Consider the following 15,023-nt stretch of genomic DNA (forward strand, 5'->3'; position numbering starts at 1 on the left):
TCGGAGACATGATCGAAACCACGGCGATTCTGGGTGTGGCGGCGGCCGCGTTGGGCATGGTATTGACGCCGGGCCCGAACATGATGTATCTGGTGTCGCGCAGTGCTTCGCAGGGACGGCGGGCCGGATTGGTCTCACTCGGCGGGGTCGCGGCGGGGTTCGGGGTCTATCTGGCAACGGCGACGGCGGGGATTACTGCGGTGTTCGCCGTCGTGCCCGGCCTCTACCTGGCGGTGAAGTTGGCGGGTGCCGGGTATCTGTTATGGCTGGCCTGGCAGGCGGTGCGGCCCGGCGGGACCTCGGTGTTCGCGCCGGCGGAGTTGCCAGCGGATCCGACGCGGCGATTGTTCACCATGGGATTGGTCACAAATCTGCTGAATCCGAAGATCGCGATCATGTACATGGCGTTGATTCCGCAGTTCGTGGTGCCCGAGCACGGCCGGGTGTGGTTGCAGAGTCTGTGCCTCGGCACGGTGCAGATCGCGGTGGCATTGACGGTGAACGGACTGATCGTGGCCGGAGCGGGCGGGATCGCCGCCTTCCTCACCGGTCGGCCGCTGTGGCTGCGGGTGCAGCGCTACGTCATGGGCACCATGCTCGGCGCAATCGCGGTGCTGCTCGCGACCGACCGTGCGCGGCCGATGCCTGCGTGAACCCAGGTCCCGGGAAGTATGTGATCGTGTGCGCATGGCGCATTTCGATTCCGCGGTGAATACCGCTCAGCATGTCGGTGAGTTATTCGGCGTCGTCGCCTTCGCGACGTCGGGGGCACTGCTCGCCGTGCGGCGCGGATTCGATGTGTTCGGGATCGTGGTGCTGGCCTGCAGTACGGCGCTGGGTGGCGGTGTCATTCGGGATCTGCTGATCGGCCGGACGCCACCCACGTCGTTCGTCGATCTCAGTTATTTGTGGACCGCGCTGCTCGCGGCCGTGGTCATCTTCTTCTGGCATCCGTCGCCGCGCGTGACCGGCCGTCCGCTGGAGGTGGCCGATGCGTTCGGGCTCGGACTGTTCTGTGTGACCGGCACGGTGATCGCCTACACCCACGGTCTCGGCGCGCCTTCGGCCACACTGCTCGGACTGGTCACCGCGATCGGTGGCGGAGTGATCCGCGACCTGCTCGGCGGGCAGACGCCGAGTGTGCTGATACCCGAGCAGATCTATGCGGTACCAGCGCTATTCGGTGCCGCCGCGACGGCGACACTACTGCATTTCAATGCCTTCAACCCGATCACCGGCGCCGGCGCAGCACTCGGGGCCATCGCATTTCGCTTGCTCGCGCTGCGATACGACTGGCACGCACCGCAGGCGCGGCGGCGCCCGCAGGACCGGGCCTAGCTCACTCGCACGCCCGCCCGGAGTCGGCGCACGCCCTCGTCCAAGGTTTCGTCTCGTTTGCAGAATGTGAAGCGCACCAAGTGATTCCATGCCTCGCTATGATCGGCGAAGACGCTGATCGGCACAGCCGCGACACCGAGGCGAGCCGGTAGTTCCCGGCAGAAGGCCAAGCCGTCGCTTGCGCCCATCGACGTGATGTCCGCGCAGATGAAGTAGCCCCCCGCGCTCTGCTTCACGCCGAAACCGGTGTCCTTCAGGGCGGCGGCGAGCCGGAGTCGCTTGTCCGACAGCGTGTCTCGTAGTCCGGCGACCCAGCCGAGTTCATTTTTCAGCGCGTGCGCGACGGCGGGTTGAAACGGCCCACCGGCCACAAATGTCAGGAACTGTTTGGCCGCGAGCACACCGTCGACGAGTTCGGCCGGACCGAGTGCCCAGCCGGTCTTCCAACCGGTGACGCTGAAAGTCTTTGCCGCGCTGGACACCACAACCGTGCGCTCGGCCATCCCGGGCAGAGTGGCGAGGCTGATGTGCTCGTTGCCGTCGTAGACGAGGTGTTCGTATACCTCGTCGGCGAGCACCAACAGGTCGTATTCGCAGGCGATTTCCGCGATCGCGGTCAGATCGGCGCGGTCGAGTACGGTGCCGGTCGGGTTGTGCGGCGAATTGACGATCAGCATCTTGGTCGCGGGCGTGATGGCGGCACGCAGACTGTCCAGGTCGAGTACGAAGCGGTCACCGTCGGCGACGAGATGGGCCGTGCGCCGTCGCGCTCCGGCCAGCGCGACCGCGGCGGCATAGGAGTCGTAATAGGGTTCGATCAGCACAACCTCTCGGCCGGGCTCCACCAGACCGAGCACAGCGGCACTGATCGCCTCCGTCGCACCGACGGTGACCAGGACCTGGGTGTCCGGGTCGTAGTCGGTGCCGTAGCGGCGGGCCCGGTCGGCGGCGATGGCGCGCCGCAGGACCGGCATACCGCGGCCGGGCGGGTACTGGTTCAGCCCGTCCGCGATGGCCTGGCGCGCAACCTCGAGCATGCCCGCGGGGCCGTCGGTATCCGGGAAGCCCTGACCCAGGTTGATCGCCTCGTACCGGACGGCTAACTCGGTCATCTCCGCGAAGATCGTGGAGGCAAAGGGGCGCAGGCGGGCGACGGTCGCGGGTTGCGAGGACATATCCGGAGGGTAGCCCAGCGATCGCTATTGTTGCCATCAGATAGCGAACAGCTATATTTCACTTTTGAGTTGAGCCTTCTACCTGCATGGTTGTGCGTTTTCTCAACGACGGCTAGCCTCGCCGTGTTCTACCTCACACAACCGCCGTCCTGCGGCGGTATCTTGAAAGGGGCGCTTTATGGCCTCGTATCTGGACCTGGTACTGCAGCCGGCCGCGTCGGAGGTCGCCGGAACGGTACTGGGTTTCCTACGCAACGTCGCACACGACCTGATCGCCGGCTTCGGCTCCTCCACCGGCGATTGGTTCAGCGGCTCATCGACCGGCAATAGCGGCACCGGATCGTCGACCGGGGACTGGTTCCTGGGCTCGGCTACGCCGTAACCCAGCGGCGGTGTCAGGTCGGGCGATGAGGGCACGGCCTGGCACCGCCTCACCCCAGGCGGACGTGGGACAGTTTGTCCGGATTCGCGAGATCGTAGATACCCCAGACCAATCCGTCGCGAACCGCGAATCCCACCACGCGGGGCGGACCCTCGAGCCGCCCATACCCCGGGCCGACCCGGTGCACGACCAACCCCAACTGCCCGTTGACCGTGGCGAATTCGGATTCCAGAGTCGGTTCCGATGAGCCGTCGAAACTGTACTTGCGCAGCAGCCCGAGGAAGAAACGGGCGACCTTGTCCGCACCGGTGATGACATTGATCGCGGTGGATGTGGTGCCGTTCGCATCGCCGATCATCACCGAATCCGGGTGCAGCGCAGCGGTTATCGCGGTGATATCACCGGCGGACAGCGCGGCCATGAACATGCGCACCGCGGCCGCGTGCTCGACATCCGGAACGGGCGGCGGTGCCTGCGCGACGGACTTCCTGGCCCGCACCGCCAGTTGGCGCGCCGCCTCCACCGAAATGCCCAGGATTTCCGCGATCTCGTCGAAGGGCACCGAAAGCCCGTCATGCAGAACGACTGCCACCCGCTGCGGCGGCGTCAAACTCTCCAATACCACCATGGCCGCGAGGCTGCACTCCTGTTTGCGAACCACCGCCTCCAGCGGATCCGACATGGTCGATGGTGTGATACCGGTGACAACCGGCTCCGGAAGCCACTGCCCCACATAGGTTTCCCGGCGCACCGCGGCACTGCGCAAGTGGTCCAGACAGATTCGGCTGACCACGGTGGTCAGCCAGCCGCGTAGATCCTCGATCTCGGACTGATGCGCACCGGCCAGCCGCAGCCAACTCTCCTGCACCGCGTCCTCGGCATCGCTCGCACTGCCCGTCAGCCGGTATGCGACCGAGAGCAGATGCGCCCGATGCGATTCGAACAAGTCGGCGAGAAGAGCGGCAACCATTGAGCTGATTCTACGTTCCGCACCGAAGGCCCCGACGAGCCGGTCGCATGACACCATGCCTACATGGAGGATCACCCGCTATCCGACACAACCATCTGGTTGACGCGGCCGACCGAGGCCGATATCGACGATATCGCCGCCTGCTGTCAGGAGCCCAGCATTGCCGAGTGGGTGACGATTCCGGTGCCGTATCACCGGAAGGATGCCGAATCCTTCCTCGCCGACATGATCGCGCCGGGCTGGGCCACCCGCAGCCCGATCTGGGCGCTGCGGACGCGGGCCGATGGTCCGGTGGTCGGCATGATCGGTCTCAACGCGCGCGACGAATCGGCATCGGAGATCGGCTTCTGGTTGATTCCCGCGCTACGCGGCCGCGGGCTGATGTCGCGTGCGGTCGCCCTGGTGTGCGAATTCGGTTTCCAGCCAGACGGATTGGGGCTGAGCCGAATCAGCTGGCGCGCCTTCGTCGGCAACCATGCCTCGGCCGCAGTGGTCCGCCGCAACGGTTTTCGCTACGAGGGCATGGCGCGACTCGGCAGCATGCAGCGCGACCGCCGCCGCGATACCTGGCTGGCCGGGCGGCTGGCGACGGATCCGCCCGGCCCGGCCCCGGATTGGCCGGCCGGTGAATTCGACATCGTGTAGCGATTCGATAACGGGTGGCGGTCGGGCGACGGGTGGCTTCGACAAGGTTGTCGCCGTCAACGTGAATCTGTTCTGGACCAAACGACCGACCGCCGAACTGGCCCTGATCCGGCAGGTCCTCGTGCCCGACGGCACGCTGTATTTGTTCTACGGATACGGACAACCGGCCGGACCCGCCGGCGTCGGCCCGAAGCCCGCACCCGGACATCTCATCGACTATCTGGCCACCGCGGGCTTCGACGGTGCCACCGTCGGCTCCGGCGATATCCGCTGCGTCGTCGCGAGGCCGCGCCGAAATCCATAGCCGCGCCCCGGCTTTCACCGGGGCGACCGGCTCGGGATTCAGCGCTCGCGGCGCTGCCGCACCGCGTCGGCGAGGCGGTCGAGCTGGTCGGCCGTGGTCTCCCAATCGATGCAGGCGTCGGTGATGGACTGGCCGTAGGTCAATGCGTCCGCATGCCCGAGGGTCAGATCCTGGCGGCCCGCGACCAGGAAGCTCTCCAGCATCACACCGACTACGCCCGGCTCGCCCGCGGCCAACCGGCCCGCGATATCGGTGACCACATCGACCTGCTTGTTGTGATCCTTATTGCTGTTGCCGTGGCTGGCGTCCACCACGATCCGCTGCGGCAGCGACGCCTTCTCCAGCCGGATGCAGGCCTCGCGGACCGAGGCGGCATCGTAGTTCGGGCCGGTGCTGCCGCCGCGCAGGATCACATGGCAGTCCGGATTTCCGGTGGTGCGGATCAGCGCCGAGCGGCCGTCCAGGTCCGTGCCCGGGAATACGTGACTGGCCGCGGCGGCCCGCACACCGTCGACCGCCACCTGCACATCGCCGTCGGTGCCGTTCTTGATGCCGACCGGCATGGACAGCGCGCTGCTGAGCTGGCGGTGCACCTGGCTGGCCGCGGTGCGCGCGCCGATAGCGCCGTAGGAGACCAGGTCCGCGATGTACTGCGGGGTGATCGGGTCGAGGAACTCGCAGGCCACCGGCAGACCGAGCGCGGTGATGTCGACCAGTACCTTGCGGCCGATGCCAAGGCCGGTATTGACGTCGAAGGAGCCGTCCAGGTGCGGATCGTTGATCAGCCCCTTCCAGCCCAGGGTGGTGCGCGGCTTCTCGAAGTACACCCGCATCACGATGTGCAGCCGATCGTCGAGCTCGGCGGCCTTGGCGGCGAGGCGGCGGGCGTAATCCAGCGCGGCGACCGGATCGTGGACCGAACACGGTCCGACGATCACCATCAGGCGATCGTCGGAACCGTTGAGCACATCGACGGTGGCTTTACGACCGGCTCGGACCACGTCGGCCAGCGGATCGGTGATCGGGCGTACCTGGCGCACCTCGGCAGGTGAGCGCAACGGGCTCACACTGAGAGTGCGTTGATCGTCCAGATCGGAATGCCGCGCGTCGATGTCGGCTGCGGTAGTCATCGTTTGTGGGTTCCTTTACTTCAAGGCCGACCCACGGACGTGAAACCCGTCGAGCCGGTCCATCATCCGGCTCGGGGTGGAGGTGAGGTCAGCGCAAATGGTTGCCGCAGACCGACCCACCCGGGGCCGGCTTGCTAAACCAGAAATAGACGCGCTGCACGATGGTGACTGTACCAGGGCTGTGTTTTTGGCCGCGCGGGCGCGGCGGCCGTTCGGCACCTGTTGCACCCAACGCCGGATGGTCGAGGCTCGAGCATGTCGCTCGGTGCGGGTTGGGATGGCGCGAACAGCAGCCGTGCGGTCAGCCCAGCTGGCCCGGAACGTAACCACCGGCCGGGGTGCGGACAATCACGTTCAGCCGGTTCCATGCATTGATCGTCGCGATGGCGACGATGAGCGCGGCGGTCTGATCGTCGTCGTAGTGCTTGCGCACCTGCTCCCAGGTCTCGTCGCTGACGCCGCGACCGTCACCGATGCGGGTGGCCTCTTCGGCGAGGGCGAGGGCGGCGCGCTCGGCCTCGGTGAAGACGGTGGCCTCATGCCAGGCGGCGACCAGGTTCAGTCGCACCGAGGTCTCACCCGCGTGCGCGGCATCTTTGGTGTGCATATCGGTGCAGAAGCCGCAGCCGTTGATCTGGCTGGCGCGGATCTTGACCAGCTCGTAGGTGGCAGCGGGCAGGGAGGAGCCGTCGACGACCTTGCCCGCTGTGTTGAGGCGCTTGACGTAGCTAACTGCGATGGGATTGGCGTAGAGGTTGAAGCGCTGTTCCATGATCTGTGCCTTTCCATTCGGTTGGGTTCACAGAGAGGACGATGCAGCCCGGCCCAGTGTGACATCTCAAATGTGACCTGCATCACACGATAGGGCGCATTCCGGGTCGACCTGCACCGCGCTACTTATCGAAGGTGTAAGTGACGCCGGTCAGCTTCTCCGACAGCTCCCACAGGCCGCGCGCGCCTCGCTCGTCCTTGGATGCCGCGCTGGAACCGGACCGTCCCGGGTAGCCGCGCATGCCGCCCCATCCGTCCGGACCATAGAACGCGCCCGGATCGACCTGCTCGGTCGCCGCGTAGATCTCGGGCAGCGCACCCATTTCGGCGCTCTGCGCCAGCAGTCGGTTGCCCAGCGCCATCACCGTGTCCTGGATGGATTCGGTATGCGACTGCAGTTCCGTTGCGGCATAACCAGGATGCGCGGCCACCGAAATCTTCGACGAACCCGCCACGGTGAGCCTGCGCTGCAGTTCGTAGGCGAACATCAGATTCGCCAACTTCGCCTGACTGTAGGCGGCCCAGCGCTGGTATTTGCGGCGCTCCCAGTTCAGATCGTCCAGATCGATCTTGCCCATCCGGTGCGCACTGCTGGAGACGGTGACCACCCGGTCCGAGATCTTGTCCAGCAGTAGCCCGGTCAGCGCGAAGTGACCGAGATGGTTTGTGCCGATCTGCATTTCGAAGCCATCGACCGTCCGCTGCTCCGGCAGCGCCATCACGCCGGCGTTATTGATCAGCACGTCGACTCGGTCGACCGCGTCGGCGAACGCACGGACCGAGGCCAGATCCGCGAGATCGAGTTCGCGCACCTCGGCCCGCGCACCGATCTCCCCGGCCACTTTCTCACCCTTGGCCACATTCCGACAGGCCAGGATCAGCTGCGCACCCGCCCCGGCAAGCGCACGCACGGCCGCCGCCCCCAAGCCGCTGTTCGCCCCGGTGACAATGATCGTGCGGCCACTCTGATCCGGGATGTTCGAGGTATCCCAATGGCTCACATCAGGAAGTCTAGTTCGCGCCGCCACCATTCTCACGGCTCACGCCTGAGCCAGGATCTCCTCGTCGGTCATCGCCGCCACCTCGAGGTACAGCTTCGCGACGGCATCCAGGCGAATGGGCGTGCCGCGCCCGGCCTCCCGCTCGACCAGCCGTCCCGCCAATCCGGCCACCGTCCGCCCGACGAGCAGATCGGCGACCAGCGCATGGTCGACCTCCAGCCATTCGCGGATCCTGGCGACGGCGGTGGTAGCCAGCACCGAGTCACCGCCCGCGGCGAAGAAGTCGTCGTGCACGCCGATACGTTCGACACCGAGCACCTCGGCGGTGATGGTGGCCAATGCGGCCTCCAGCGGCGTGCGCGGGTGCCCGTCCACCGCTTCGGCCGCATCGGCTTCCAGCAGCGCCACCACCGCGCGGCGATCCAGCTTGCCGTTACCGGTCAACGGCATCGGCTCGAGGATCTCGATGTGGGTGGGAATCATGTAGCCGGGCAACAGATCACGCACCGCGGCGACAATCTCCTCGACGGAATCGACCTGACCCGAGACCGCCGCCACCAGCTTCGGCGCGCCCTTGCCGACGACGGCGGCCACCGCGTGTCGCACCCCCGGCGCAGTACGCAGTCCGCTTTCCACCTCGCCCAATTCCACCCGGTAGCCGCGGATCTGGACCTGATGGTCGGCGCGACCGAGGAATTCGATGGTGCCGTCGGGCCAATAGCGCGCCATATCACCGGTGCGGTACCAGCGCAGCTCGTCATGAACGAGGAACCGTTGCGCGGTGCGCTCCAGATCGTTGCGATAGCCGGCCGCGACATTCGCCCCGCCGACCCACAATTCGCCCGGCACCCAGTCCGGACAATCGCGGCTCGCCGAATTCACCACACGGCAGCGCACATTGCGCAGCGGCACGCCGAAAGGGACGGTGGCCCAGTGCGCGGGCGGGTCGACGACCTCGCAAATGGTGTTGTGGATGGAGGTTTCGGTGGCGCCGCCCAAACCGGAGAACCGGCAGCGGGGCACTTGCGCGGCCAGCCGCCGGGCGAGATCCGCGCCGACCCAATCGCCGCCGAGGGTGACCGCGCGCAGCGAATCGCCCAGCCGATCACCGCCGATCTCCAGGATCATATCGAGCATGCTCGGCACGCAATTGAGGATCGAAACCCGGTGCTGGGTCAGCAGTTCCACCCAGCTGGTGGCCTCCGCGCGCTGCGCCGGCGACAGCGCGACCACCGAACCGCCGACGGCGAACATGCCGAACATGTCGTAGACCGAGGCGTCGAACTCCAGCGCAGACAGTCCGAGCACCCGGTCGGACGGGCCGACTTCGAACCATGTGTTCACCGCGTCGATGGTGTTCATCGCACCGCGGTGCGGCACATCGACCCCCTTGGGCACACCGGTGGAGCCGGAGGTGAACAGCACATAGGCGATCGACTCCGGATCCGGAATCACCGGCTCGGCCAACGGATTCGGATGGGCACGCGCGGCCGAAAGCGGCAGACAGCTGATATCCGGGTGACCCATATCGGCACCGTCGACGGTGAGCGCCGTGACCACGTCACCGGTGCGCAGGATCGCCGCGCGCCGCTCGACCGGCTGATCGAAACCGATCGGTACATAGGCCGCACCCGCCGCGAGCACACCGAGTACCGCGAGAATCTGGTCCGCCCCCTTCGGCAGCTGCACGGCGACGGTTTCGCCGGGCCGCACCCCGATCTCACGCAACGCGCCCGCAACCGAAAGCGCTTGTGCGGCAAGCTCACCATAGCTCCAGCCACCAGCCGCGCCGTCGTTGCGCCACAGCACGGCCGGTGCGTCCGGTGTGCTGCGCGCATGGTCGAAGAAACCCTCGTGCAGCACCCGTCCGGAGACCGGTCCGTCAGTCGCGTTCACCGCGGCGCGCACGGCGGCTTGAGCGACCGGCAGGTGCACCGCCGCCTCCGCACTCCAGCCCGCCGCGCCCGCGCCCAGCCGGCCGATCGCCTCGGTATAGCTGGCGAACATCGCGTCGATCATGCCCGCGGGGAATGCGGATTCGCGCACGTCCCAGTTGAGCAGCAGCCCGCCGCGCACCTCGGTGACCTGCGCGTCCAACAGCACCTGCGGCCCCTGCGAGATGATCCAGACCGGCTCGCCGAAGGTCTCGGTGACCGCCACGGCGAACAGCTCGCCCAGGTTGAGCGCGCTGGTGTAGACGATCGGCGCGAGCACCGGTTCGCCGCGGTGCCTGCCCAGATCGCGCAGCACCTCCAGTCCGGAATACGCGGTGTGCGCGCCGCTTTCGTGCATGGCACGCTGCAGCGCTCTGGCCCGCTCGGTGACCGTCACGTTCTCGGTGACGTCCACCTCCAACATGATCGAGGAGGTGAAATCGCCGATCACCCGATCGATATCCGGATGCACCGGTTCCCGGTGGAACAGCGGCACATTCAGCAGGAAGCGGCTCTGCGCCGACCAGCCCCCGATGGTTTCGGCGAATACCGCGGCCAGCGCCATCGCCGGGGTAATGCCGCGGGCATGCGCGGCGGCGAGCAGCCGCTCCTTGGCCTCGGGCGCCAGCCAATGGTTGTAGCGGACGGTCCGATGCGGCTCGGCGCGCTCGCTGATCGGAATGGTTGGCAGCGCCGGCGCGCCGGGCAGCTGCGGCAGCCGATCGCGCCACCACTGCTCATCGCGTTCCCTGGCAACGGCATCCACCACGCGCTCGGTGCGATAACGGCGATAGCTGTAGCCCTGGGGCGGCACGGTGCCGCCGTGGTACAGCTCGGCGAGATCGGCGACGAGCACGCGATAGCTCATCGCATCACCCGCGATCATGTCGACATCGAGATGCAGCCGGGTGCGGCCGTCGGCCAGCAGGCTCAGCGTCACATCGAGCACCTGGCCCTTCTCGATGGCCAGTCGCTGATGAGTCTTGCTGTCGCGCAACCGCTCCAGTTCGGCCTCGGCCGCGGCCGGGGTATGCGCGCGCAGATCGACGACCGCGAACACCGGACGACCCGGAGTGCGGATGGTCTGCTGGGTGCCGTCCGGGCGAAACCTGGTGCGCAGCATCGGATGCACCCCGACGAGATCGGCCACCGCCCGCGCCAATCGTTCGGGATCGACCTCGGCACCGTCGAATTCGACATACAGGTGCGCTGCGACACCACCGAGGTCCTGTTCCTCGCGGCGACCGATCCAATAGGCGTGCTGCATCGGTCCGAGCGGGAACGGCGCGAATTCGTCCTCGGGAGCCACGTTTTCGGCAGCGGCTTGCGCCTCCCGCGCCGCCGTGTAGGGTTCGTCGACGCCGAGCAACCGCGCCCACTCCGCGACCGACGGCGCCGCCGCCAACTGCGCGAAATTGATCTCCAGTCCGCGCTTGCGCCAGCCGCCCGCCAATTTCATGGTCCGAATGGAGTCCAGTCCGAGCTGGATCAGATCAGCACCGTCGGCGATCGACTCGACCGATACGTCGAGCTGCTCGGCGATGGCCGCGCGAATTTCTGCCCGGTCGATCCTGGTCCCCGCCCCGTCCCGTGGTCGCTGTGCTGGCTCCATCTGGCGCTGTCACTCCTTGGTCGCCGCCGCATCCGGCAGATCGAGACTGCTCGGCGAGAGCCTAGCCTATCAACATAGGTTTGCCTAACCTATGTTTATGACACCCTAATCGCGCAGTAGATCTTGTGAGGCCGACCGTGACTTCAACATCCACCTCGCCCGCCCATCGCGACGGCTATGTCCCGTTCCCGACCGCCGACGCCGCCGCCTATCGGGCGGCCGGTTTCTGGACCGGCCGCCCGCTGGGCGACCTGCTGCGCGCAACCGCGACCCGGCACCCGCACCGCACCGCCCTGCTCGATGCCGACAGCGCGCACACCTACGCGTGGGTGGATGCCGAGGCCGACCGGATGGCGCACGGCTTGCTCACACTCGGCATCGAGCCGGGCGATCGGGTGGTCGTCCAACTGCCGAATGCGCCGGAGTTCCTGACAGTCCTGTTCGGCTTGCTGCGCGCCGGAATCATTCCGGTGCTGACCCTGCCCGCCCACCGCCGCACCGAAATCGAGCATCTGGCCGGACTCTCCGAGGCGGTCGCCTATATCGTGGCCGGTCGACTCGGCGGCTTCGATTACCGCGAACTGGCCGAAATCGTCCGTTCGGCCGTACCCACCCTGCGCCACGTTCTCGTCCTCGGCGATCCGGGAACCTTCACCGATCTGAATTCGATTCCCCGCGACGGTGGTTCACTCCCCGACATCGACCCGAGCGATATCGCCCTGATGCTGGTATCCGGCGGTACCACTGGCCTGCCCAAACTCATCGCACGCACGCACGACGACTACGTCTACAACGCCACCGCAAGCGCGCGGGTCTGCGGGCTGACCGAGGACGACGTCTACCTCGCGGCGCTGCCCGCCGCACACAACTTCCCACTGGCCTGCCCCGGCATCTTGGGCGCCGTATCGGTCGGCGCGGCCGTCACCTTCAGCGGGCGAACTACTCACCAAGGGCCCCTACACAATCCGCGGCTACTACCGTGCCCCCGAACACAACGTCCGCGCGTTCACCCCCGACGGCTACTACCGCTCCGGCGATCTCGTGCGCCGCCTGCCGAGTGGCCATCTGATCGTCTGCGGCCGCATCAAGGACGTGATCAACCGCGGCGGCGAGAATATCTCCTGCGACGAACTCGAGGAACATCTGCTCGCCTACCCGTCCGTCCGGCAGGCCGCCGCCGTCGGCCTTCCCGATGCCGCACTGGGTGAAAAGGTCTGCGCTGTGCTGGTTGTCGATGGCGCGATGCCCACCCTGGCGCAGCTCAAATCCTTCCTCACCGACCGCGGCCTGGCGACCTACAAACTCCCGGATCTGCTCCGCCAGGCCAACGCACTCCCGATAACCGCCGTCGGAAAGATCGATAAGAAGGCCCTGCACGCCGACGGGTGACCGGAACGGTCGGGGGTGACGCGAGTCCGATCTCGCCACCCCCGATCCGAACCCCGAATAGCCAGGTCGCCCCACCAGATGATTCGGAATGCGGACCCATCGGATCATCCCCACGTGCGCGGGAGCACGTGGGCAGATTACACGCCGCGCAACTGTGAACGGACTACATAAGGCGCGACACTGCCCAGCTTTTCGCAGGTCTCCTCGAATTCCCGCTCCGGCCGCGACTGCCCGACAATACCGGCGCCCGCCCGCAGCCACGCACCCTCGGTGGTCTGGTAGACCGCACGCAGCACCAGCGTCGCCTCCATCGCGCCGCTCGGCGAAATCGTCACCACAGCACCGGAGTACAGGCCGCGCGGCGCACCGTCGAGACGGAATACCGAATCGACACCCGCCCGCTTCGGAATACCGGATGCCGTAACCGAGGGGAACAAAACCTCCAGTGCATCCCAGCTGGAACGGTCCGCGGCCAGCCGCCCGCGCACCGTGGAGGCCAGATGCTGCACGCTGCCTCGTTCCCGAACCGCCATGAAATCGGAGACCACGGACGTGCCGGGAGCGGCCACCTCGGTGATCTCGGCGAAGGAGGTCTGCACCGAGATCGCGTGCTCCACGATCTCTTTGGGATCGGTGAGGAGGTCGGCCCGCGCCGCCATATCGATGGCCTCGCCGAGTCCGAAGGCGCGCGTTCCGGCCAGCGGTTCCGTGGTGACCACCCGATCCTCGTCGACCGCGGCGACCAACTCGGGACTGAATCCGGCCGCCTCCAGTCCACCGAGGCGAAGCAGGAACGAGCGCGCCGGAGTGTTATTGGCGCGGCCGAGCCGGTAGCTGGCGGGCACATCCACCACGAACGGCAGATCGACCTTCCTGGACAGGATGACCTTCTGATAACGGCCGGAACGGATTTCCGCGACCGCCTCGGCGACCCGATCCCGGTATCCGGTCGGATCGAGACGGACGTCGACCGGATGCGCCTGCGCCAGTTCGGTTTCCTGCGAGGCGGCAATGAGATCGAGAATGTCAGCGGCCTCGGCCGGTGTCGCGCCGGAAATCCGTACGCCGAACTCGCCGACCCGCACCTCGATGCGCGGAATCATCAGATGGGCCAGTGCGGTGCCCGGATGCAGATGCCGCGTCAAATCCAATGCCCATGCGCAGAATTCGAATCCGATCCAGCCGTAGGCCCGACGCCCGCCGAGCGGCAGCGTGGCCAGCGCGTTGTCGATGACCTGCGCCGGGCTCCCCGCCCAGGCACTCGCGGTGGCGCGCCCGTCCCAGGACACCCGCAATTCGTTCGCGTCGAGTTCGACGCCGCCGAGTGGATCCGCCGCGAATACCCATTCGCCGGGCCGTTCGTACATCACGTATTCGCCGAAGCGCTCGGCCGCCGCTAGCCGGGACATCGCCGCCGCCGGATCGGTCACATACTCAACGCACAAGCGCTCCGCGGTCGACAACGATCCTCCAAGGTTATGCTCACCTAATTCAGAGAAAGTAAGGTTAGCATTACCTGACTAGATCGCCAGGGTGGCGCAGAGCACCGAAATCGGCTACCCGACGGGCACTGCGAGCGCCGACCGCTCGACGCTCAACAAACTCTCCGTGCTGTGCTCCGCGTGATATGCGGCCCCGCCGCCACGCACCCCGAACAACCGTTTGCTGTAGACCAGCCAAACCACCGCGACGACATTGATCAACAGCGCGCCGATGCGCAGCACGGTGATCTTCTCGGTCAACTCGTAGATCTCCAAGGGCAGGAAAATACTGGTCGCGACCACCGCGAAGTACTCACCCCAACGCTTGACCAACCACAGCCCCACCGCCTCGACCCCCTGCAGTGCCGCATAGACGAGGATGCCGACGGCCACCCACAACAGGGTCGTACTCGACAGTGAGAACGCGTCATCGATCAGCTGCACGATCTTGGATCGGTCGATATCCCAGCCGATCTGCTCGGCCAGCGGTCGCAGCAGCGGCAGATCCTCGTCGAAGACCGCACGCATATCCTCGCGCGAGGACCGGAATTTGACGACGGCGAGCGCGGCCACCACCAAGAGCAAGCCGCGCACCACCCGCTCGATCGCCAACGCCCGCATCAACCAGCGGTCCCGCAGCAGTCGCCCGCGCGGCACCTCCGGCGCGTGGTCGGCGGGCCCGCGGCCGACCGGTTCGCCGGGCACGAAAGTACCGCAGCGCAGACACCGCCACGCGACACCGGCAACCGTCTGAACATGCAACCGCTCCGCCAGTTCCGGCTCGTCCGGCGCATAGGTGTAATGGCCATGCCAGCCGCACGCTCGTAACGCCCAGTCCATGCGCGCAGCCTAGTTCGCCATGGCGATCGGCCGCGATGGTAAACGCCGATA

13 protein-coding genes and 1 pseudogene are annotated in these 15,023 nt (G+C 66.8%); 6 read left to right on the forward strand and 8 right to left on the reverse strand.

From position 1 onward, the window contains the following. The first annotated feature begins 8 nt into the window (after positions 1-8). Together AB0L63_RS08020 and AB0L63_RS08025 are read left to right on the forward strand one after the other, a co-directional pair. The gene (locus tag AB0L63_RS08020; RefSeq protein WP_364496338.1) at positions 9-653 is read left to right on the forward strand and encodes a LysE family translocator; all 645 of its coding nucleotides are present in this window, start codon (positions 9-11) and stop codon (positions 651-653) included. A gap of 34 nt (positions 654-687) precedes the next feature. Beyond that, positions 688-1,338, forward strand: a complete 651-nt coding sequence (locus AB0L63_RS08025; RefSeq protein WP_364496341.1) for a trimeric intracellular cation channel family protein — start codon at positions 688-690, stop codon at positions 1,336-1,338. Here AB0L63_RS08025 and AB0L63_RS08030 read toward each other — a convergent pair. Further along, a complete protein-coding gene (locus AB0L63_RS08030; RefSeq protein WP_364496344.1) occupies positions 1,335-2,513 on the reverse strand; it encodes a pyridoxal phosphate-dependent aminotransferase in 1,179 nt (392 codons plus the stop codon). The two genes, AB0L63_RS08025 and AB0L63_RS08030, sit on opposite strands and share 4 nt — an antisense overlap. Before the next feature lie 178 nt (positions 2,514-2,691). Here AB0L63_RS08030 and AB0L63_RS08035 point away from each other — a divergent pair, with 178 nt between their 5' ends. Beyond that, positions 2,692-2,895: a hypothetical protein gene (locus AB0L63_RS08035; RefSeq protein ID WP_364496347.1), complete on the forward strand. Its 204-nt coding sequence runs from the start codon at positions 2,692-2,694 to the stop codon at positions 2,893-2,895. A gap of 49 nt (positions 2,896-2,944) precedes the next feature. On the opposite strand, the gene AB0L63_RS08040 is transcribed toward AB0L63_RS08035, so the two are convergent. Further along, positions 2,945-3,865: a sigma-70 family RNA polymerase sigma factor gene (locus AB0L63_RS08040; RefSeq protein ID WP_364496349.1), complete on the reverse strand. Its 921-nt coding sequence runs from the start codon at positions 3,863-3,865 to the stop codon at positions 2,945-2,947. Between the two features lie 63 nt (positions 3,866-3,928). Here AB0L63_RS08040 and AB0L63_RS08045 point away from each other — a divergent pair, with 63 nt between their 5' ends. Together AB0L63_RS08045 and AB0L63_RS08050 are read left to right on the forward strand one after the other, a co-directional pair. Further along, entirely contained in the window at positions 3,929-4,510 is a 582-nt protein-coding gene (locus AB0L63_RS08045) for a GNAT family N-acetyltransferase (protein ID WP_364496352.1), read from the forward strand. Beyond that, complete coding sequence (locus tag AB0L63_RS08050) at positions 4,491-4,814, forward strand: hypothetical protein (RefSeq protein WP_364496354.1); 324 nt, start codon at positions 4,491-4,493, stop codon at positions 4,812-4,814. The genes AB0L63_RS08045 and AB0L63_RS08050 overlap by 20 nt, the downstream gene beginning before the upstream one ends. Before the next feature lie 38 nt (positions 4,815-4,852). On the opposite strand, the gene AB0L63_RS08055 is transcribed toward AB0L63_RS08050, so the two are convergent. From AB0L63_RS08055 to AB0L63_RS08070, 4 genes are all read right to left on the reverse strand, one after another. Further along, positions 4,853-5,944, reverse strand: a complete 1,092-nt coding sequence (locus tag AB0L63_RS08055; protein ID WP_364496357.1) for a 3-deoxy-7-phosphoheptulonate synthase — start codon at positions 5,942-5,944, stop codon at positions 4,853-4,855. Positions 5,945-6,245: 301 nt separating this feature from the next. Further along, the gene (locus tag AB0L63_RS08060) at positions 6,246-6,716 is read right to left on the reverse strand and encodes a carboxymuconolactone decarboxylase family protein (RefSeq protein WP_364496359.1); all 471 of its coding nucleotides are present in this window, start codon (positions 6,714-6,716) and stop codon (positions 6,246-6,248) included. A 121-nt stretch (positions 6,717-6,837) separates the two neighbouring features. Next, entirely contained in the window at positions 6,838-7,716 is an 879-nt protein-coding gene (locus tag AB0L63_RS08065; RefSeq protein WP_364496362.1) for an oxidoreductase, read from the reverse strand. Positions 7,717-7,755: 39 nt separating this feature from the next. Next, entirely contained in the window at positions 7,756-11,262 is a 3,507-nt protein-coding gene (locus AB0L63_RS08070) for an amino acid adenylation domain-containing protein (protein ID WP_364496365.1), read from the reverse strand. A 137-nt stretch (positions 11,263-11,399) separates the two neighbouring features. Between AB0L63_RS08070 and AB0L63_RS08075 the strand changes: the two are divergent. After that, a pseudogene (locus AB0L63_RS08075) lies at positions 11,400-12,651 on the forward strand (AMP-binding protein). Positions 12,652-12,788: 137 nt separating this feature from the next. Here the strand turns inward: AB0L63_RS08075 and AB0L63_RS08080 are convergent. Both AB0L63_RS08080 and AB0L63_RS08085 read right to left on the reverse strand, forming a co-directional pair. Then, positions 12,789-14,060, reverse strand: a complete 1,272-nt coding sequence (locus tag AB0L63_RS08080) for a salicylate synthase (protein ID WP_364496879.1) — start codon at positions 14,058-14,060, stop codon at positions 12,789-12,791. Positions 14,061-14,207: 147 nt separating this feature from the next. Further along, the gene (locus tag AB0L63_RS08085; protein ID WP_364496368.1) at positions 14,208-14,972 is read right to left on the reverse strand and encodes a DUF2127 domain-containing protein; all 765 of its coding nucleotides are present in this window, start codon (positions 14,970-14,972) and stop codon (positions 14,208-14,210) included. Positions 14,973-15,023 lie beyond the last annotated feature (51 nt).

This window comes from Nocardia sp. NPDC051990 (assembly GCF_040680755.1).
In the GTDB taxonomy this organism is placed as follows: Bacteria; Actinomycetota; Actinomycetes; order Mycobacteriales; family Mycobacteriaceae; genus Nocardia.